The organism is Pseudomonas gregormendelii (assembly GCF_017114825.1).
GTDB classification, from domain to species: Bacteria; Pseudomonadota; Gammaproteobacteria; order Pseudomonadales; family Pseudomonadaceae; genus Aquipseudomonas; species Aquipseudomonas gregormendelii.
In genome coordinates this window covers 36,657-57,155 of record NZ_JADEVO010000026.1, presented here as the reverse complement: position 1 = coordinate 57,155, position 20,499 = coordinate 36,657, and the positions used below count along the sequence as shown (strand labels likewise).

Genomic DNA, 20,499 nt, shown 5'->3' with positions numbered 1-20,499 from the left:
TGTCGCGTCAACGATCTGCAGCAATAAAAACTTGCTGAATCGCATCAGTTACCCCGGTAACACCCCTGCCGTAACAACCCGGTAACACATGCAATTGACTTCCCGGGTTCTCCTCACGACTATAGGCGTCCCGCCGCCGTCAACACGGCGTTACAGGGCGCAATTCAGGCCATAAAAGCACGACAACAGACCGTGCGCCTGTATTCAACGAAGAATCACGCGCGTTACTCGCAGTAGTTTCCACAGCGCCTGAATGAGGAACCTTTTGATGCCAGCCATTACCCTGACCACCCTGCAAGGTCTCAAGCAAAAAGGTGAAAAAATCACCATGCTGACCTGCTATGACGCGACATTCGCCAACGCCTGCAATGAGGCCGGGGTTGAAGTGCTGCTGGTGGGCGATTCCCTCGGCATGGTCCTGCAAGGACACGACAGCACCCTGCCGGTCAGCACCGCAGAAATGGCTTACCACGTGGCCTGCGTCAAACGCGGCAATTCGGACGCATTGATCCTAGCCGACCTGCCGTTCATGGCCTACGCCACTACTGAACAAGCCATGACCAACAGCGCCCTGTTGATGCAGGCCGGTGCGCATATGGTCAAGGTCGAAGGCGCATTGTGGCTCGCGGATTCGATTCGCCTGCTGGCTGAACGCGGTATTCCGGTGTGCGCGCACATGGGGTTGACGCCGCAGTCGGTGAACATGCTCGGCGGTTACAAGGTCCAGGGCCGGAGCGAAAATCAGGCGCGGCAGATGCGTGCCGACGCCATCTCCCTGGAACAGGCCGGCGCGGCCATGCTGCTGCTGGAATGCGTGCCGAGCGAGCTGGCCGAGGAAATCACCCACGCCGTGAAAATCCCGGTGATCGGCATCGGCGCAGGTCACGCGACCGACGGCCAGGTATTGGTGCTGCACGACATCCTGGGCCTGTCCATCACCGGGCGCGTGCCCAAGTTCGTGAAGAACTTCATGACCGGACAACCCAGCATCCAGGCGGCCTTGAGCGCCTACGTAGCTGAAGTCAAAGCGGCGACTTTCCCAGGCATCGAACACGGATTCTCTGCATGAACACCGTAAAAACCGTACGCGAACTCCGGGCCGCCGTGGCGCGGGCCCGCAGTGAAGGCAAACGTATCGGCTTTGTGCCCACCATGGGCAACCTGCACAGCGGCCATGTCGCACTGGTGACCAAGGCCACCCAGCGGGTGGATTTTGTGGTCGCGAGCATTTTCGTCAATCCGCTGCAATTCGGCGCCGGCGAGGACCTCGACAAATACCCGCGCACCCTCGCCGCCGACCAGGAAAAACTGCTCCAGGCCGGCTGCCACCTGCTGTTCGCGCCGAGCGTCGAGGAAATGTACCCCGATGGCATGGCCGGGCAGACGCGGGTCAGTGTGCCGCAACTGTCCGAAGGCTTGTGTGGCGCCAGCCGCCCTGGGCATTTCGAAGGCGTGGCAACGGTCGTCAGCAAGCTGTTCAACATGGTTCAGCCGGACCTGGCGATCTTCGGCCAGAAAGACTTCCAGCAGCTGGCGGTGATCAAGTCACTGGTTCATGACCTGAATATGCCCATCCAGATCATCGGCGAGCCGACCGTGCGTGCGGCCGACGGCCTGGCATTGTCATCGCGTAACGGGTTCCTCAGTGAAGAACAGCGGGCCGTCGCGCCGATTGTGTATCGCACGCTGAGCGAGATCGCCGAGGCGATCAAGCAAGGGGATCGCGACTATCCGGGGCTGATCCACGCCAAGTTGCAGCAACTGCAAGCGGCCGGGCTGCGCCCTGATTACCTGGAAATTCGCCAGGGGCAAAACTTGCGTCCCGCTACTCCCGAGGATCGGGATGTGGTGATTCTGGTCGCAGCGTTCCTCGGCACAACCCGGTTGATCGACAACCTGCACCTGAACCTGGACGCGCCCGCCTAAGCACCGCGCGCCCCCTGGGAGCGGGTTTGCTCGCTTCCACATGGGATCTGCCTCAGCTTTCACTACCCAATTTCGACCCGGGATAACAAAAAAATGCACGCCATCATGCTCAAGGCCAAGCTGCATCGCGCCGAAGTCACCCACGCTGTTCTCGATTACGAAGGCTCTTGCGCCATCGACGGCGAATGGCTGGACCTGTCCGGCATCCGTGAGTACGAACAGATCCAGATCTACAACGTCGACAACGGCGAGCGCTTCACCACCTACGCGATCCGCGGGGAAGAAGGCTCGCGCATGATATCGGTCAATGGTGCCGCTGCCCACAAGGCCAAGGTCGGCGATCGAGTGATCATCTGCGCCTACGCCCATTACAGCGAAGCCGAGCTGCTCAACTTCAAGCCGCGCATGCTCTACATGGCACCAGGTAACGAACTGAGCCACACCAGCAACGCCATCCCGGTTCAGGTCGCCTGATCGAACCAGAAACACCTTTTCCTTCCGTTTGTCGGCTCGCCCCAGTCTTCATGTATAAAAAAGTACCGGGGACGGGTCAGACAAAGTCAAGACAGATTGCAGCGCGAGAGTTACTGTATTCGCCCTGCGCCACGAAAACGTGACGACGCAGTTGACCGGACGCCCACCCGCAGCGATCCGGTATTTTTAGTGTTCAAAAGCCGTTCAAGTAAAAAGGAAACCCGCAGCGATGGCGTACTACCGCACTCCTCACGACGTGACCGCTCTGCCCGCCTGGCAAGCGTTGAATGATCACCGCCAAGCCATGCAGGATTTCAGCATGCGCGAAGCGTTTAATGCCGATCCGCAGCGCTTCACGCAATTCACCCTCAGCAGCTGCGGCCTGTTTCTCGACTATTCAAAGAATCTGATCAACGCCGAGACCCGCAACCTGCTGGTGGGCCTGGCCAATGAAGTCGACCTCAAGGGCGCGATCAAGTCGCTGTTCGAAGGCGAAATCGTCAACTCGTCCGAAGGGCGCCCTGCATTGCACACCGCCCTGCGTCGCCCCGTAGGCGACAAGTTGTCGGTCAACGGCGTCAATGTGATGCCGGAAGTACATAAGGTGTTGAACCAGATCACCGATCTCGTGGGCCGCATCCACGACGGTCTGTGGCGCGGTTACACCGAGAAGCCAATCACTGACGTGGTGAACATCGGCATCGGCGGCTCGTTCCTCGGCCCGGAGCTGGTGTCCGAAGCACTGTTGTCCTACGCCCAGAAAGGCGTGCGCTGCCATTACCTGGCGAACATCGACGGCAGCGAATTTCACGAACTGACCATGAAGCTGCGGGCCGAGACCACGCTGTTCATCGTCTCGTCCAAATCCTTCAATACCCTCGAGACCCTGAAGAACGCCCAGGCTGCACGCGCCTGGTACCTCGCCCAGGGTGGTTCGGAAGCCGAGCTGTATCGCCACTTCATCGCGGTTTCGAGCAACAACGCCGCTGCCGTGGCCTTTGGTATTCGCGAAGAAAACATCTTCCCGATGTGGGACTGGGTTGGCGGGCGTTACTCGCTGTGGTCGGCCATCGGCCTGCCGATCGCCCTCGCCATTGGCATGTCGAACTTCAAGGAACTGCTGTCGGGTGCCTACACCATGGACCAGCATTTCCAGAGCGCACCTTTCGAACAGAACATGCCGGTGCTGCTGGCATTGCTCGGCGTCTGGTACGGCAACTTCTGGGGCGCGCAGAGCCACGCGATCCTGCCGTACGACCACTACCTGCGCAACATCACCAAGCACTTGCAGCAGCTGGACATGGAATCCAATGGCAAGAGCGTCCGCCAGGATGGCACGCCGGTTAACACTGACACCGGGCCGGTCATCTGGGGCGGCGTTGGTTGCAACGGCCAGCACGCCTATCACCAGCTGCTGCACCAGGGCACTCAACTGATCCCGGCGGACTTCATCGTGCCGATCGTCAGCTTCAACCCGGTATCCGACCATCACCAGTGGCTGTACGCCAACTGCCTGTCCCAGAGCCAGGCACTGATGCTCGGCAAGACCCTCGCCGAAGCCGAAGCAGAACTGCGCGACAAAGGCGTGAGCGAAGAAGACGTACACAAGATCGCGCCGCACAAGGTGATACCGGGCAATCGTCCGAGCAACACCCTCGTGGTAGAGCGCATCAGCCCGCGTCGTCTCGGCGCGCTGGTGGCGATGTACGAGCATAAAGTCTTCGTGCAGAGCGTGATCTGGGGCATCAACGCCTTTGACCAATGGGGTGTGGAGCTGGGCAAGGAGCTGGGCAAAGGCGTTTACAACCGTCTGGTTGGCAGCGAAGAAACGCCGGCTGACGATGCCTCTACACAAGGTCTGATCAACTACTTCCGCGGTCGTCACCGCGGTTAACCTGACGCCGTTCCTGCGGGGGTACTAACCTTATAGGAGCTGCCGAAGGCTGCGATCTTTTGATTTTGCTTTTGAAGACCAAAAGATCGCAGCCTTCGACAGCTCCTACGAGGGTCGCGCTGCTCCCCTCTTGTCGTGCAAACAAGAATAAGGAACCGTCATGTTCGATATCAGCACGTTCCCCAAAGCCGATGCCGTCCGCCGGGCTGCGAATCTCAGTCAAGACGACTATCAGCGCCTGTACCGCCAATCCATCGAACACCCCAGCACCTTCTGGGCAGAACAAGCGACACGCTTCCTCGACTGGAGTGCGCCATGGGAGACCGTGCAGCGCTACAACCTGAAAACCGGCGAAGCCAGCTGGTTCGCCGGGGGCCGGTTGAACGTCAGCTACAACTGCATCGATCGTCATCTGGCACAACGCGGCGATCAGGTCGCCATCATCTGGGAAGGCGACGACCCGGTCGACTCCCTCCAGATCACCTACCGCAAGCTCCACCACCACGTCTGCCGCCTGGCCAATGTGCTCAAGAGCCGTGGCGTGAAGAAAGGCGATCGGGTGTGCATCTACATGCCAATGATTCCGGAAGCCGCCTACGCCATGCTCGCCTGCACGCGAATCGGCGCGGTGCACTCGGTGGTATTTGGCGGATTCTCCCCCGACTCCGTACGCGATCGTATCCTCGACGCTGATTGCCGTACGGTGATCACCGCCGATGAAGGGGTGCGCGGCGGCAAGGTCGTGCCGTTGAAAGCGAAAGTCGACAAGGCGCTGCAAAGTTGTCCTGACGTCAGCACGGTCATCGTCGTCGAGCGCAGCCAGGGTGATGTTGAATGGGTTGAAGGGCGCGACCTGTGGTATCACCAGGCCGTGCGCGAGGTCAGCGACGATTGCCCGCCCGAGCCGATGGACGCCGAAGACCCGCTGTTCATCCTCTACACCTCCGGCAGCACCGGCAAACCCAAAGGCGTCCTGCACACCACCGGGGGCTATCTGCTGCAAGCGGCGATGACATTCAAATACGTGCTCGATTATCGCGACGAAGAAGTCTTCTGGTGCACCGCTGATGTCGGCTGGGTCACCGGCCACAGTTATATCGTCTACGGCCCGCTGGCCAATGGCGCGACCACGCTGATTTTCGAAGGTGTGCCGAGTTTTCCCAGCAGTTCGCGCTTCTGGCAGGTGATCGATAAACACCAGGTCAATATCTTCTACACCGCACCCACCGCCCTGCGCTCGCTGATGCGTGAAGGCCCCGAACCTTTGAAGGAAACCTCCCGCGCGAGCCTCAGATTACTCGGCAGCGTCGGTGAGCCGATCAACCCGGAGGCGTGGGACTGGTATTTCAATACCGTGGGCGAACAGCGCTGCCCGATCGTTGATACCTGGTGGCAGACCGAGACCGGCGGCATCATGCTCAGCCCCCTGGTCAGCGCCCAGCGGATCAAGCCCGGCTGCGCCACTCAACCGATGTTTGGCGTGCAACCGGTATTGCTCGATGACACCGGCAAGGAAATCAAAGGCGCCGGCAGCGGGGTGCTGGCGATCAAGTCCAGCTGGCCGGCGCAGATCCGCAGCGTTTACGGCGATCCGCAGCGCATGGTCGACACCTACTTCAAGCCCTACCCCGGCTACTATTTCACCGGCGATGGCGCGCGGCGGGACGAGGATGGCGATTACTGGATCACCGGGCGCATCGACGACGTGATTAACGTGTCGGGCCATCGTATTGGCACCGCAGAAGTCGAGAGCGCCCTGGTGCTCCACGACAGCATTGCCGAAGCGGCGGTGGTCGGCTACCCGCACGACCTCAAGGGCCAGGGCATCTACGCCTTCGTCACGCCGATGAATGGCACCGAAGCCAATGATCAACTGAAGAAGGAACTGCTGGAGCATGTCAGCAAGGAAATCGGCAGCTTCGCCAAACCGGACCTGATCCAATGGGCTCCGGCCTTGCCGAAAACCCGTTCAGGCAAGATCATGCGGCGTATCCTGCGCAAGATCGCCTGCAATGAGCTCGACAGCCTGGGCGACACTTCGACCCTGGCCGACCCGAGCGTGGTTGAGGATCTGGTGGATAAACGCCTGAACCAATAACGTATTGCCTGTTACCGCGCGTGGTGGGATCCGCCCTGTAGGAGCGAGCTTGCTCCTACAGTACGCGCGCGCACACCCATTTATTTTCCTCAGAGTCACCATGGAATTCATCCGCACCCGCATCGAAACGCAGATCATGAGCCTCACGGGCCTGTCGCTTGGCACGCTCGACCTGGAGAACCCCAAGGGCGATCCTGGCTTGTTTGGCCCCGACTCGGTGAGCTGGCAGGTGCATGGCGACTTCAGCAGCATGTTGATCGGCGGTATCAGTGCACTCATGTTGCAAGCCCTGCATCCCCTGGCGCTGGCCGGAGTATGGGACCACTCAAATTTTCGTGAAGACATGCTGGGTCGATTGCGCCGCACGGGCCAATTCATCTCTGGCACTACTTTCGGCTCGCGAAAGGATGCCGACTGGCTGATCGAGAAGGTTCGCACCATCCATTTGCAGGTCACCGGCACGGCACCCGATGGACGGCCTTACGCCGCCAGCGATCCGTCTTTGCTGACATGGGTTCATGTGGCGGAAGTCAGCAACTTTCTTGCGGCGCATCTGCGTTACCGCAACCCACAGTTGTCGCTGGCCGATCAGGACCGTTACTACGCCGAGATCGCGCTGATCGCCGAACGCCTGGGTGCCCGGGATGTGCCCCGCTCCCGGCTGGAAATATCCCACTACCTGGAGAGTATTCGCCCGCAACTATTGTGCGATGAGCGCAGTCGCGAAGTGTTGCAGTTGCTGCTCAACGCCCCAGCTCCGAGCCGCCTGGCCAAGCCCTTTGGCGGCCTGATGATGCAGGCCGGAATTGACCTGCTGCCCGATTGGGCCAGTGACATGCTAGGCGTAAGTCAAAGCCCGCTGCAACGCAAGCTGATCCGCGCCAGCATCAATCGAAGTGCGCCGATGCTGCGCTGGGCCGTGCGTAATGGTTCGGTGCAGCGGGCAAAGCGGCGGATGGGATTGCTAAGCTAAAAGCATCGCGAGCAGGCTCGCTCCCACAGGGAAGAATAGTCAAAAATCCAACGTGGGAGTGAGCCTGCTCGCAATGGCAGCACCTCGGTTAACAGCCAAGCTGTTAAACTCCCGCGCCAAATTCCCTCTGCAAGGCGCACAGCATGTCTTCCTTGAATCAGGCGCTGCGCGCCGCCCTCGATCATCGCCAGGACCTGCTCGCCGAGCTGCATCAACAAGGCACCGATTGCTACCGCCTGTTCCACGGTAGCCAGGAAGGCGCCGGCGGCCTGACCATCGACCGCTATGGCCCGCAACTGCTGGTGCAAAGCTTCCACCAGTCGCTGGAACGCGAAGCCCTGCTTGGCCTGCACGCGACCATCAACCAGCACCTGGGCCTGGAGACGTTGCTGGTCTACAACGACCGCTCCCGGGGCAATTCGCGCATTGATCGCGAAGACACCGTCTACCGGGCCGACGAAGCAGCGCTGCAGGACCTGATCGGCCACGAGTGGGGCCTCAACTATCGAGTTCGCGGCCGTCATGCCGGACAGGATCCTCTGCTGTTCCTCGACCTGCGTAACACCCGCAGCTGGGTCAAGGCGCACAGCCAAGGCAAAAGCGTACTCAACCTGTTCGCCTACACCTGTGGCGTCGGCCTCTGCGCCGCAGCCGGCGGCGCGCGGGAGGTGTGCAACCTGGACTTCGCCGAGGGTAACCTGGCGGTCGGGCGCGAGAATGGTCTGCTTAACCCGCAACTGCCGACCATGGAATTCATCCAGTCCGATTATTTCCCGGCGATCCGCCAACTCGCCGGCCTGCCCATCAGCCAGCGTCGCGGCCACAAGCTTCCCGCTTACCTGCGCCTGGAGCAGCGTCAATACGACCTGGTGCTGCTCGACCCACCCGCTTGGGCCAAGAGCGCTTTCGGCACCGTCGACCTGCTGCGCGACTACCAGAGCCTGCTCAAGCCGGCGTTGCTGAGCACGGCTGATAACGGTGTGCTGATCTGCTGCAACAATCTGGCGAAAGTCAGCATGGAGGACTGGCGCGAACAGGTTTTGCGCTGCGCGGAAAAGGCCGGCCGACCGGTTCGCGAATGGACCGTAATGACCCCTGGGGTGGACTTTCCGTCGATGGATCAGCAGCCGCCGCTGAAGACCTTGATCCTGCAACTCTGAAATTCTTCGACATTTTCATATAAATCCTGCAAAGCGCGACCACTTCGGAACCAGAATCGCGTGCCATACTCCAAGGCACTCCGATTCAGACAGATGAAGCCGCACATGCCCAAAGGATTGATCCGCGCCATTGGCGCCTTGTTGACTGCTCTGGCTCTCTACAGCCTGCTGGGGTTTCTGGTTTTGCCGGGCATCGCGTTGCGGGTCGCCAATCAACAATTGGCCGATTACGCAACGGTGCCTGCGCACATCCAGCGCATCGAACTCAATCCGTTCAGCCTGGAATTAACGCTGTGGGGACTGATCGTTGGCGAACCGGGCAAGGAGCAGGTCGGTTTCGAACGGCTCTACGCCAACCTGCAGATCGACAGCCTGTGGACCAAGGCGCTGCACCTGTCCGACATTGAGCTGAACAAACCCAAGAGCGAAATCCTGTTCGACAAGGAAGGCAAACTCAATCTGCTCGGTCTCTTCAAAATTCCCGCCAGCGAACCGGTCCCGTCGGATCCGGATGCAAAGCCGTTTCCGCTGCGAATTGAACGGATCAAACTGGCTGATGGCGTGGTGCATTTCAAAGATGCCCGACCCAGCGAACCTATCGAGTTTCTCTACGACAAACTCGACTTCGAACTGAAAAACCTCAGCACCCTGCCCGAAGACAGTGCCGACATGACGCTGGTGGCCGCCGGTCCCAACGGCGGGCAGATCGACTGGACAGGCAACTTCAGCCTCATCCCGATCGCCTCCGAAGGCAAACTGAAGATCACCGACGGCAGGATGAAGGCGTTCTGGCCTTATGTGCGCGATTCGGCACCCTTGGTGCTGGAAGATGGCGTCTACAGCCTGAGCACCGACTACAAGCTCAACCTGTCCAAGCAAACCGAGCTACTGCTGAGTAACCTCGCGCTCAGTGTCTCCCCCTTCGCCATCAAGGCCCCGGACGGGCGGCAATTGGCAAAGCTGCAACGACTGGACGTCACTGAAACCACCATCGATCTGGCCAAACAACAGGTTGTCGTCGGCAAGATCCGCAGCAACAAACTGGAAACATGGGCCGCGCTGGAGTCCGATGGGCAACTCGACTGGCAAAAACTGTTCGCCAGCCAACCGTCCAAAGCGGCCGCCAAAGCCAAGGCCGAACCCGCCAGCACCCCGGCGGCCGCGGACTCGCCGAAACCCGAGCCGGCAGCGCCGGGCAAACCCTGGCAAGTGCTGCTCAAGGACGTGCAACTGCGCAATTACCAGGTGCATCTGGCGGACCGCAAGGCACAGCCCGCCGTAGAGCTGGACCTGAGCCCGCTGAACGTCGACCTGCAGAATTTCGACAGCCTCAATGGCGCGCCTTTCAACCTCAAGCTCGACACCGGCGTCGGCAAGCAAGGCAAGCTCACCGCAGACGGCGTGGTCAACCTGGCCCCGGTCACTGCCAACCTGAAGGTGCAGACCAAGGACATCGATCTGCGGGTCGCCCAGTCTTACATCAACCCGTTCATTCGCCTGGAACTGCGCAGCGGCATGCTGGGCAGTGATCTGGCGGTCGACCTGAAAAGCACCGAGCCGCTCGCTTTCAGCGTCACCGGCCGCGCCCAGGTCGATCAACTGCATACCCTCGACACCCTCAAGACTCGCGACTTCCTCAAGTGGCAACAGGTGGTGGTCGAAGGCCTGAACTACCAGCATGGCGACAGCCTGTCGATCGACAAGGTCAACCTGTTCCAGCCGTACGTGCGTTTCATGATCAATGATGACCGCACCACCAACGTCGATGACCTGCTGATCCCGCAACCGGCCGATGCGAGCACCAAGGGTGCAGCCGCCAAACCGGCCAGCAAGGACAAGCCGCTGGGCATCCATGTGGGCGGCATCGCCATCAATGATGGTTCGGCCAATTTCGCCGACTTCAGCCTGACCCCGAATTTCGCCACGGCCGTCCAGCAGCTCAACGGTTCCATCGGCACCATCGACAGCCGCCAGGCGAAACCCGCCAGCGTTGACGTCAAGGGCAAGGTCGATCGCTACGCGCCGGTGACCATCAAGGGTGCAGTCAACCCATTCGACCCGATGGCCAGCCTCGACATTGCCACCAGTTTCAAGCGGGTGGAACTGACCACGCTGACGCCCTACTCCGGCAAATTCGCCGGGTATCGCATTCGCAAGGGCCGGCTCAACCTCGACCTGCACTACATGATCACCAAAGGCCAGCTGAAGGCCGAAAACAAGGTGGTGGTCGAGCAACTGCAACTGGGCGAAAAAGTCGACAGCCCCGACGCCGTCAGTCTGCCCCTGAAACTGGCGATCGCCCTGCTCAAGGATGTCGACGGCAAGATTTCCATCGAGCTGCCGGTGACCGGCGATTTGAACAATCCGCAGTTCAGCGTGATGCCGATTGTCTGGCAAACCCTGCGCAACCTGATCGTGAAAGCCGCTGCCGCGCCGTTCAAGCTGATCGGCGGCCTGGTCAGCGGTGGCGGCTCCCAGGACCTGGGCACCGTCTCCTTTGCCCCAGGTTCCAGTGAGCTGAGCAAGGACGCCGAGGCCGCCCTGGTCAAGCTCTCGCAAGCCCTCAAGGAACGCCCGGCGCTACGCCTGGAAATTGAAGGCACTGCGGCCGCCAGCAGCGACGGCCCACTGATCGCCGAGCAACGGCTTGAGCGGGAATACCAGTACAACTACTACAAAATGCTCCAGCGTCGCGGCGACAAAGTACCGGCCAACGCCGGGTTGCTGCAGGTACCGGACAGCGAGAAAGGTCCGTTGCTGGAAGGCATCTACCGCACTCGCCTGAAGACCCAGCCGCCTGCCGAATGGAAAGACCTGGGCAAGGAAGAGCGCACTGCGAAGATGCGCGAGGCCGTGATCAGGTTCTGGAGTTCCAACGAAGTGCTGTTGCGTCAGCTTGGTCAGGATCGCGCCAGCAGCATCAAGGATTACCTGGTCGAAAAGTGCCAACTGGCCGACGACCGTGTGTACTTCATCGACGCCACGCTCGGCGAACCGCAGAGCGACGGCCGAGTCATTACACCCCTGCACCTGGATGCCGAATGATGATCCGAATACACGTCCTTGGCCTGGCTCTGCTGGCATTCGCCGGGCAGGCCTGGGCAGCCGACACCCTGCGCTGCGGCAGCCAACTGATCAGCGTCGGCGACCGCACTGCAGAGGTTCTGCAAAAATGCGGCGAGCCGGTCGCCCGGGATTCGCTGGGCTACAAGCGCAGCGTGAACCGGCGCGAGGAGTATCAGGTAGAGGAATGGACCTACGGGCCGAACGGCGGGATGTATCAGTTCTTGCGATTTGAAGGTAATCGCCTGGTGCAGATCACCAGCAAACGCGGCCAGTAGAGGGCGTAGGACGTAGGACGTAGGAAGCTGTATAGGAGCTGTGTAGGAGCTGTCGAGTGAAACGAGGCTGCGATCTTTTCCTACCGACTCAATAGAAATCTTTTCCTCCCGACACAATAAAACAGGCCCCGACACGAATGCCGGGGCCTGTAATGGTCACATCCTTATGACCTTTCGCATGAACTCCAAAGCAGCAACAGACGTATAGCTCGGCCCGTCTGTCGCGCCTTCTCCCGGTCCAGGCGAGAAGCCTTGCCTTACTCGGCTTTCAGGCCATCAGCGGAGACCGCTTTGACGCCTTTGATTTTCTTGGCGATAGCTACGGCCATATCTTTCTGAGCGTCAGTCACAGCAACGGTGGACGACAGGGATACCACGCCTTTGTTGGTCTCGACTTTGATGTCGGTACCAGGAATGCCTTTTTCGGTAACCAGGTCAGCTTTGACTTTGGTGGTGATCCAGGTATCGGAAGTAGCTTCTTTGGCTTCGGTCATTTCACCAGCCGCCAGCACCATTGGTGCTTGGGTAGCCTGGGTAGTTTGTGCAAATGCGGAACCGGCCATGGTCAGGGTCAGCGCGGTAGCAGCAGCGGCAGTGATAGCGAACTTCTTCATACGAGTAACTCCTGTTTTTCTGGAAAGTCTGCTGCGTGTCTTGTCAGCAGGGTTACTGGGTATATTGCGAACGCTGTGCCAACTTTGAAACGAACAAAAAATCCTTATATATCAATGGCTTGGTATTTTGGACAATTTTCGAAATCATGCAAATTGCATGAGTTGGAATTTATCGACATGCAAGTTGCGGGTTTTGGCGTGGGCCTAAGGCCATGAATTGTCGGGTTTTTTTGAAGTCACCTAAAGCGCGCGCAAAAAAATACCCCGCCTTCGTAAAGAATGCGGGGCAGTCGAAGAGCCAAGCAGACGATTAATTCAAGACTTACGTATCTGCGACACCTGTGCAGCCCTTAGGCGCGTATTGCTGTTCGACCTCGGTCGCACAAGTCCAACCAGTTGTAGCCGAGCGTGTGAGCGTGATTTTTTTACCAACGACAGGCGCCGGAGCGTTTGCAATCGTGCATGCAATGGTGCCCACGCCTGAACTGCCTGTACCCGACGATGCCGTGACGCAATTTGAGGTCGTGGCGTTGAACGCAGTATCTGCTGCAGCGATGTTCGTACCTTGATTCATCAAATCTTCAAAAGGAACCTTCAACGCGGAAATCTCCGCCAGCCCCGCCGTCACTTTCGCCTTAGCCTGATACTTCGAATAAGCCGGAATCGCAAACGTCGCCAGAATCCCGATGATCGCCACCACGATCAACAGCTCGATCAGGGTAAAACCTTTTTGGTTATTCATAGACAAGCCCCATGCATGAGTCGGAATCTCATGATCTGGATTATCTCCAGCACAGCCCATGCCAATTGCCGACTCCCCCGCCGGCTTGGGCGCCGGCTTCTGTCAGGCCCTTCCGAAGCCCTGGAAAACCGCACTAACTGACATTTTTTGTCACTTCAACAGTCATGGTTTGGCTCCGTCCCTTGACTAGGCTATAAGTCATGAACTGTCTGCGTCCGGTATCCCAATGAATGACATCGCTCTTAGCGGCCTGGCCAAACAATTGGTCCTGGCCGAACTGCTGACTGATAAAAGCGCGCAACAGGCGTATCAGCAAGCCCAAAGAAACCGTACCTCGCTGGTCACCCATCTGGTGCAGAACAAGCTGGTGAAGAGTCGACAAGTCGCCGAAATTGCTTCCGAGCATTTCGGCATGGCCCTGTTCGATCTCAATGCCCTCGACAAGGAAGTCCTGCCCAAAGGGCTGGTCAGCGAGAAACTGGTTCGTCAGCACCACGTGCTGCCTCTGTGGCGGCGCGGCAACAAGCTGTTCATCGGCGTGTCCGACCCCAGCAATCACCAGGTCATCAATGACATCCAGTTCAGTACCGGGCTGACCACCGAAGCCATCCTGGTCGAGGATGACAAGCTCAGCGACGCCATCGACAAGCTCTTCGACACCCAGTCCACCGGGCTGGAAGACATGGCCGACGTCGACCTCGACGGCCTGGACATCGAATCTGCCGATGACAGCCAGGACTCCGTTGGCGGTCAGGATGCCGATGACGCGCCCGTGGTGCGCTTCGTTCACAAGATGCTGCTCGACGCGATCAAAAGCGGTTCTTCCGACCTGCACTTCGAGCCCTACGAAAAGAGCTACCGCGTGCGCATGCGCACCGACGGCATGCTGCGCGAAGTCGCCAAGCCGCCGATTCAACTGTCAGGACGTATCGCCGCACGCCTGAAGGTCATGGCCAGTCTCGACATCTCCGAGCGCCGCAAACCCCAGGACGGGCGGATCAAGATGCGCCTGTCCAAGAGCAAGTCCATCGACTTCCGGGTCAACACCCTGCCGACCCTGTGGGGCGAAAAGGTGGTGATCCGGATCCTTGATCCCTCCAGCGCGCAGATGGGCATCGACGCGCTGGGTTACGAGCCGGTACAAAAAGACCTGTACATGGCCGCGCTGAAGCAGCCACAGGGCATGATCCTGGTCACCGGGCCCACGGGCTCGGGCAAGACCGTGTCGCTCTACACCGGCCTGAACATCCTCAACACCGTGGACATCAATATCTCCACCGCCGAGGACCCGGTGGAGATCAACATGGAAGGTATCAACCAGGTGAACGTCAATCCCCGGCAAGGCCTGGATTTCGCCCAGGCCCTGCGCTCCTTTCTGCGCCAGGACCCGGACGTGATCATGGTCGGCGAGATTCGCGACCTCGAGACCGCAGAAATTGCCATCAAGGCGGCTCAGACCGGACACCTGGTGTTGTCGACCCTGCACACCAACAGTGCGGCAGAGACCCTTACCCGCCTGCAGAACATGGGCGTACAGGGTTTCAATATTGCGACTTCGGTGAGCCTGATCATCGCCCAGCGCCTTGCGCGCAAGCTGTGCAGCCATTGCAAGAAACCCATTGATATTCCCCGTGAAGCCCTAATCAAGGAAGGGTTTCCCGAGGACCGCATCGGCTCCTTCACCATCTATGAGCCGGTTGGCTGCGATCTGTGCAATGGCGGCTACAAGGGACGGGTGGGGATTTACGAAGTGGTCAAAAACACCCCGGCGCTGCAACACCTGATCATGGCCGAAGGCAACTCGCTGCAAATCGATATCCAGATGCGCAAGGACGGTTTTGATGACCTGCGTACTTCCGGTCTGCACAAGGCCATGCAGGGTATTACCAGCCTTGAAGAAATCAACCGGGTCACCAAGGACTGAACATGGCGGTCAAAGCAGCGAAACTCAGTGTCTACGCCTGGGAAGGCACGGACAGGAAAGGCACGAAGATGACCGGCGAACTGAACGGTCAGAGCCCGGCACTGGTCAAGGCGCAGTTGCGCAAGCAAGGTATCAACCCGGGCAAGGTACGCAAGAAGTCGGTGTCGATTCTTAACCTGGGTAAACGCATCACGGCCCAGGACATCGCCCTGTTCACCCGGCAGATGGCGACGATGATGAAAGCCGGCGTACCGCTGCTGCAATCGTTCGACATCATCGGCGAGGGCTTCGAGAATCCGGCCATGCGCAAGCTGGTGGACGAGGTCAAACAGGAGGTTGCGGCGGGTAACAGCTTTGCCGCGTCGCTGCGCAAAAAGCCGCAGTATTTTGACGAGCTCTACTGCAACCTGGTGGACGCGGGCGAACAGGCCGGCGCCCTGGACACCCTGCTGGAACGGGTGGCGACCTACAAGGAAAAAAGCGAAAGCCTCAAGGCCAAGATCAAGAAGGCCATGACCTATCCGCTGGCCGTGGTGTTCGTCGCCATCATCGTGACCGGGATTCTGCTGGTCAAGGTCGTGCCGCAGTTCGAATCGGTGTTCAAGGGCTTTGGCGCCGAGTTGCCGGCGTTTACCGTGATGGTCATCGGTCTCTCCGAATTCCTCCAGCAATGGTGGTGGGTGTTGCTCGGCGTCCTGATTGCAGGATTTTTCGGAGTCCGCCGCGCCTTCAAGACTTCCGAGGCATTCCGTGATCGCACCGACGTCTGGCTGTTGAAGCTGCCCCTGGTCGGCACCCTGCTGTATAAATCGGCCGTGGCCCGCTACGCCCGCACCCTCTCCACCACCTTCGCCGCCGGTGTGCCGCTGGTGGAGGCCTTGGAATCGGTGGCCGGCGCCACCGGTAACATCGTGTTCAAGCGTGCGGTGCTGCGGATCAAGCAGGACGTATCGACCGGGATGCAGCTGAACTTCGCCATGCGTACTTCCGGGGTTTTCCCCAACATGGCCATCCAGATGGCAGCCATCGGCGAAGAGTCGGGCGCCCTCGACGACATGCTCGACAAAGTCGCGAGCTTCTACGAGGACGAGGTCGACAACATGGTCGATAACCTCACCAGCCTGATGGAGCCGTTTATCATGGTGGTGCTGGGGGTTGTCGTCGGCGGCCTGGTGGTTGCGATGTACCTGCCTATCTTCCAACTCGGCGCAGCGATCTGACATGCCCTTGAATGAAATTCTGCAGCACTCCCCACTGGGCTTCGTTGCTCTGGCCCTGGTGCTTGGCTTGCTGGTGGGCAGTTTCCTGAATGTGCTGGTCTGGCGGCTGCCCAAGATGCTCGAGCGTGAATGGCGCCTGCAAGCGCAAGACATGCTCGGCCATCCCGCTCCTGCACCACTGCCGACTTACAACCTGATGCTGCCTCACTCCCAGTGCCCCCACTGTGGCCATTCGATCCGGGCGTGGGAGAACATCCCGGTCATCAGTTACGTGTTCTTGCGCGGCCGCTGCTCCGGCTGCGCTGCGCCGATCAGCAAGCGCTACCCGTTGACCGAGCTGGCCTGTGGCCTGCTGTCAGGGTTCATCGCCTGGCACTTTGGCTTCGGTTGGCCAGCCTGCCTGGTGCTGTTCCTGACCTGGGGCCTGCTGGCCATGAGCCTGATCGACGCCGAGCATCAATTGCTCCCGGATGTCCTGGTATTGCCACTGATGTGGCTGGGGTTGATCGCCAACAGTTTTACCCTGTTCGTGCCGCTCCACGAAGCTCTGTGGGGCGCGATCGCCGGTTACATGGTGCTGTGGTCGGTGTTCTGGGTGTTCAAGCTGGTGACCGGCAAGGACGGCATGGGGCACGGTGATTTCAAGCTGCTGGCGATGCTCGGCGCCTGGGGTGGCTGGCAGATCCTGCCCCTGACGCTCCTCCTGTCTTCCCTGGTCGGCGCCATCATTGGCGTGACCATGCTGCGTATGCGCAACGCAAAAACCTCGACGCCGATGCCCTTTGGGCCGTATCTGGCAATTGCCGGCTGGATTGCCTTGCTCTGGGGTGGTCAAATAACCGACTTCTATTGGCAGTTTGTCGGTTTGAAATGAATACCCCTGTGGAAAAACCCTGGATTCTTGGCCTGACCGGCGGCATCGGCAGCGGCAAAAGCGCGGCCGCCCAGCACTTCATTGAGCTGGGCGTGCACGTGATCGATGCCGACCATGCCGCGCGCTGGGTGGTTGAAACCGGTCGCCCGGCGCTGGCGCAGATCGCCGGGCACTTCGGTGCCGGCGTGCTGCAAGCCGACGGCCAACTCGACCGCGCGGCGTTGCGCAAACTGATCTTCGAAGTTCCCGAAGAACGTCGCTGGCTCGAGGCGCTGCTGCATCCGCTGATCGCCAGGGAAATCAGCGATCACCTGGCCAAGGCACAATCGCGCTATGCGATTCTGGTTTCGCCATTGCTGATCGAGTCCGGCCAGTACGCCATGACCCAGCGGGTGCTGGTGATCGATGCACCCGAGCAGCTGCAGATAGAACGCACCTTGCAGCGCGACCAGACCAGCGAACAGCAAGTCCAGGCGATCCTCAAGGCACAGTCCAGTCGCCAGGACCGCTTGAGCCATGCCGACGATGTGGTGGTCAACGACCGCGACCTCGCCTGGCTGCACAGCGAGGTCGAGCGCCTGCATCACTTTTACCTAACATTGCGTGGAGGCCAGTCATGAGCCAAACCCCAACCGTCAACTGCCCCACCTGCGGCGCCCCGGTCGAATGGAGTGCTGACAACACCTTCCGGCCGTTCTGCTCGGACCGCTGCAAACTGATCGACCTGGGCGCCTGGGCGTCGGAAGAACACAAGATTCCGGTGAGCCCGGATGCCGAAGACGACCTGTTCAGCGAGGACTTTGAACCTCGTCATTGATGGCCGACCTGCACGACGTCGGCCGCCAGGTGAGGATCATGCCTTGGGGTCGTCGTCTTTCCACGGCGCGGACAGGTAGCGCGTGCGATTGAAGGTTTCGAGCCACTCGGGGCTGAACACCACCAGTGCGCTGACGATCATGCCGTTGATAAACGCTTCGGGGAAAATGATCAGCCACAGGTAACCGACGAAATCCTCCAGCCAGTAAGGCATCACGAAGCGCTCGTCGAACCACAGCAACCACAGCGCCAGCAGCAGGCACAGCAGGGCCGAAAGCGCTGCGGCGAAAAAACCGGATACGAAGATGTAGACGAAGGGATTACGCGGTTGTGCGCGCTCAACCAGGATGGCGCAGCACTCGGTGATCAACACCGGCAGCATGATCAGCAAAGCACCGTTCACCCCCATCGCCGCCAGGTCCTGGCGCCCGAGCATGACCAACCCCGCTTGCGCAACAAACCCGCCGACTATTGCCAGTGGCCAGTCGAGCAGCAGGGTCACCGCAGTCATGCCGAGAAAGTGATAGGACACGCCCGTATCAAAATCCCGCCTGACCAGCCAGAGCATGAACAGGGCGAACACGGTACCAAACAACAGGTGCTGGCGGCGGCGATCGCTGAACAGTTCGACCCAGGGCGAGCGTGCAATGGCCCAGAGCAGAATCGGAACGTAGATCACCCATCCGATGGTCAGGGTTTCAGCTGACATTAGCTCGGCGCCGATCATGGCTGTGCTTGCTCCTTTTCCGTACCGGGAGGATTTTCAGTCTACACCGTGGTGGTTGCACCGCACCGATCGAAGTGGACACCATCGATTGTTACGTAGCCTGCAACGCTGAATCGGCCCCACCCCCCTTTATCCAATGGAAGCAAAGACTAAAATTCAACCAACAGAATCAACCAGGAGAATCCAGATGAAAACCCTCACTGCCCTGCTTTTGGCCTTCGTCGCCACCTCGGCCATGGCCGCCACCAACGAACCCGCTGCCACTCCCTACGACCCGGCACATCCGCTGGACATCGCCAAGGTAGTGTCCGTCAGCGACACCCCGACCGGCTGCGATGTCGTACCGGCCACCATGGTCTACATCGATCATCAGGGCCAGACTCAGCGAGTCACCTATCAAGTCATGGGCAATTGCGACCTGTAATCAACGCATCACAGCAAGGTCCATGTGTAGCTGAGGATCAGGCGATTCTCGTCAATGTCACTGCGGTAGTTTGAGCGCGCCATTGCATTGCGCACACGAACCCCAACGCCTTTGAGGCTACCACTTTGCACGACATATCCAAGGTCAAGATCACGCTCGCGGTCCTTGCCCTCGAACCCTTTCCCGGTGTCGACGTTATTACCGGAAATGTAACGCACGGTACTGGTCAGACCCGGCACGCCTAAAGCGGCGAAGTCGTAGTCGTAACGCGCTTGCCACGAGCGCTCGTCGGTGGAGGCAAACTCATAGGTCGGCACCTCGTTGCCCAGTGGCGATATGTTGGCAAACACCCGTGGAAAGGCGCTGTCACCGAACATCCCCTGGTAACCGACATAGAACGTATGGCCGCCACGCTTGGCCGACAACAGCGAAAAGAACGCCTGGTTGTCGATATTACCCAGCAGTTTTTTGCCATCTTCGCGTGAATCGTAATAACCGATGTTGGCTCCCAGAATCCAGTCGCCCGTCGGCTGACTGTGTTTGAGGCCCAGAAAACGCTGGTTGTAGATATCTTCCAACTGCCCGTACCAGGCGCTGACGGAACTGCGTTTATCGTTGAAGGCGTAATCGCCACCGGCAAAATTGAAGCCGTCGCTGCTGACTTGACGCTGCGGCACGTGACCCAGCATGGCCTGCATTTTTTCGTCGCCCGCTTCGTTGCGCAGACTGGTGGAGTTCAAGTGGCCGCCCTGCAATGTCAGGCCGTTGATCTCACTGGAACTGATGCTCGCACCCTGATAGCTCGGCGGCAGCAGGCGGATATCACTGAACGCCAGCACCGGCACATTTGGTTGCAACTCCCCCACCTTGATTTCGGTTTTCGAGTAGCGGACCTTCAAGGCTGCTTCGAGTCGGCTGTAATCGTTGGCCGCGCGCCCATCATCTTTCACCGGCAGCAAACCGGTATTGACCCGGTCGGGACCGCTGTCGAGCTTGAGGCCGAGCAGGCCGATCACGTCCACGCCAAATCCCACGGGCCCCTGGGTGTAGCCTGATTTGACGTTGAGAATGAAGCCCTGCGCCCACTCTTCAGCCTTCGACTGCCGGTTTGCCCCGACGATGTCGGAGAAGTCCCGGCTGAAGTAGTAATTGCGCGCTTGCAAGGTGGCCGTGGTGTCTTCGATAAAGCCAGCCTCTGCCGCCAGCGCACCGGCGGAGAAACTCGAGACGAGCGCCATGGACAACACCGAACCGGTTGTTGGAACAATCTGTTTCATCGTCTTTTCTCTTGT

At 59.6% G+C, this 20,499-nt stretch carries 19 protein-coding genes; 15 read left to right on the top strand and 4 right to left on the bottom strand.

Going from position 1 to position 20,499, the window contains the following annotated elements; genetic code table 11:
- Positions 1 to 268: 268 nt before the first annotated feature.
- From panB to IMW75_RS18015, 9 genes are all read left to right on the top strand, one after another.
- Positions 269 to 1,069, top strand: a complete 801-nt coding sequence (gene panB, locus IMW75_RS18055) for a 3-methyl-2-oxobutanoate hydroxymethyltransferase (RefSeq protein ID WP_205893383.1) — start codon at positions 269 to 271, stop codon at positions 1,067 to 1,069.
- A complete protein-coding gene (gene panC, locus IMW75_RS18050) occupies positions 1,066 to 1,926 on the top strand; it encodes a pantoate--beta-alanine ligase (RefSeq protein WP_045059394.1) in 861 nt (286 codons plus the stop codon). The genes panB and panC overlap by 4 nt, the downstream gene beginning before the upstream one ends.
- Before the next feature lie 93 nt (positions 1,927 to 2,019).
- Positions 2,020 to 2,400, top strand: a complete 381-nt coding sequence (gene panD / locus IMW75_RS18045) for an aspartate 1-decarboxylase (protein WP_003228271.1) — start codon at positions 2,020 to 2,022, stop codon at positions 2,398 to 2,400.
- A 229-nt stretch (positions 2,401 to 2,629) separates the two neighbouring features.
- Entirely contained in the window at positions 2,630 to 4,294 is a 1,665-nt protein-coding gene (gene pgi, locus IMW75_RS18040) for a glucose-6-phosphate isomerase (protein ID WP_122839035.1), read from the top strand.
- 160 nt (positions 4,295 to 4,454) lie between these two features.
- Positions 4,455 to 6,392 (top strand): acetate--CoA ligase, encoded by a 1,938-nt coding sequence (gene acs / locus IMW75_RS18035; RefSeq protein ID WP_205893382.1) that lies wholly within the window; start codon positions 4,455 to 4,457, stop codon positions 6,390 to 6,392.
- A 100-nt stretch (positions 6,393 to 6,492) separates the two neighbouring features.
- On the top strand, positions 6,493 to 7,365 hold the full coding sequence (locus tag IMW75_RS18030; protein ID WP_045059390.1) for an oxygenase MpaB family protein: 873 nt from the start codon (positions 6,493 to 6,495) through the stop codon (positions 7,363 to 7,365).
- 143 nt (positions 7,366 to 7,508) lie between these two features.
- Positions 7,509 to 8,525, top strand: coding sequence for a class I SAM-dependent rRNA methyltransferase (locus IMW75_RS18025; protein WP_205893381.1), 1,017 nt, complete (start codon positions 7,509 to 7,511; stop codon positions 8,523 to 8,525).
- 93 nt (positions 8,526 to 8,618) lie between these two features.
- Entirely contained in the window at positions 8,619 to 11,570 is a 2,952-nt protein-coding gene (locus tag IMW75_RS18020) for a DUF748 domain-containing protein (RefSeq protein ID WP_205893380.1), read from the top strand.
- Positions 11,570 to 11,866, top strand: coding sequence for a DUF2845 domain-containing protein (locus tag IMW75_RS18015; protein ID WP_414704655.1), 297 nt, complete (start codon positions 11,570 to 11,572; stop codon positions 11,864 to 11,866). The genes IMW75_RS18020 and IMW75_RS18015 overlap by 1 nt, the downstream gene beginning before the upstream one ends.
- Positions 11,867 to 12,123: 257 nt before the next feature.
- Here IMW75_RS18015 and IMW75_RS18010 read toward each other — a convergent pair whose 3' ends face one another.
- On the bottom strand, positions 12,124 to 12,480 hold the full coding sequence (locus IMW75_RS18010; RefSeq protein ID WP_045059387.1) for a BON domain-containing protein: 357 nt from the start codon (positions 12,478 to 12,480) through the stop codon (positions 12,124 to 12,126).
- A 322-nt stretch (positions 12,481 to 12,802) separates the two neighbouring features.
- A complete protein-coding gene (locus tag IMW75_RS18005) occupies positions 12,803 to 13,222 on the bottom strand; it encodes a pilin (RefSeq protein WP_205893378.1) in 420 nt (139 codons plus the stop codon).
- Between the two features lie 226 nt (positions 13,223 to 13,448).
- Here IMW75_RS18005 and pilB point away from each other — a divergent pair, with 226 nt between their 5' ends.
- Genes pilB through yacG form a run of 5 tightly spaced genes read left to right on the top strand, consistent with a single transcriptional unit; the run spans position 13,449 to position 18,057 of the window.
- Entirely contained in the window at positions 13,449 to 15,146 is a 1,698-nt protein-coding gene (pilB, locus tag IMW75_RS18000) for a type IV-A pilus assembly ATPase PilB (RefSeq protein ID WP_205893377.1), read from the top strand.
- A gap of 2 nt (positions 15,147 to 15,148) precedes the next feature.
- Complete coding sequence (locus IMW75_RS17995; protein ID WP_205893376.1) at positions 15,149 to 16,366, top strand: type II secretion system F family protein; 1,218 nt, start codon at positions 15,149 to 15,151, stop codon at positions 16,364 to 16,366.
- 1 nt (position 16,367) lies between these two features.
- A complete protein-coding gene (locus IMW75_RS17990; RefSeq protein ID WP_205893375.1) occupies positions 16,368 to 17,240 on the top strand; it encodes a prepilin peptidase in 873 nt (290 codons plus the stop codon).
- Positions 17,237 to 17,860: a dephospho-CoA kinase gene (gene coaE / locus IMW75_RS17985; protein ID WP_205893374.1), complete on the top strand. Its 624-nt coding sequence runs from the start codon at positions 17,237 to 17,239 to the stop codon at positions 17,858 to 17,860. The genes IMW75_RS17990 and coaE overlap by 4 nt, the downstream gene beginning before the upstream one ends.
- A complete protein-coding gene (gene yacG, locus IMW75_RS17980; protein WP_045059381.1) occupies positions 17,857 to 18,057 on the top strand; it encodes a DNA gyrase inhibitor YacG in 201 nt (66 codons plus the stop codon). The genes coaE and yacG overlap by 4 nt, the downstream gene beginning before the upstream one ends.
- 36 nt (positions 18,058 to 18,093) lie before the next feature.
- On the opposite strand, the gene IMW75_RS17975 is transcribed toward yacG, so the two are convergent.
- Positions 18,094 to 18,783 carry an energy-coupling factor ABC transporter permease gene (locus IMW75_RS17975; RefSeq protein WP_205893373.1) on the bottom strand — a complete coding sequence of 230 codons (690 nt, stop codon included), beginning with the start codon at positions 18,781 to 18,783 and terminating at the stop codon, positions 18,094 to 18,096.
- A gap of 187 nt (positions 18,784 to 18,970) precedes the next feature.
- Between IMW75_RS17975 and IMW75_RS17970 the strand changes: the two genes are divergently transcribed.
- Positions 18,971 to 19,207, top strand: a complete 237-nt coding sequence (locus IMW75_RS17970; protein WP_045059379.1) for a DUF2790 domain-containing protein — start codon at positions 18,971 to 18,973, stop codon at positions 19,205 to 19,207.
- Between the two features lie 8 nt (positions 19,208 to 19,215).
- Here the strand turns inward: IMW75_RS17970 and IMW75_RS17965 are convergent, their stop codons facing one another.
- Complete coding sequence (locus IMW75_RS17965; RefSeq protein WP_045059378.1) at positions 19,216 to 20,484, bottom strand: OprD family porin; 1,269 nt, start codon at positions 20,482 to 20,484, stop codon at positions 19,216 to 19,218.
- Between the last annotated feature and the right edge of the window lie 15 nt (positions 20,485 to 20,499).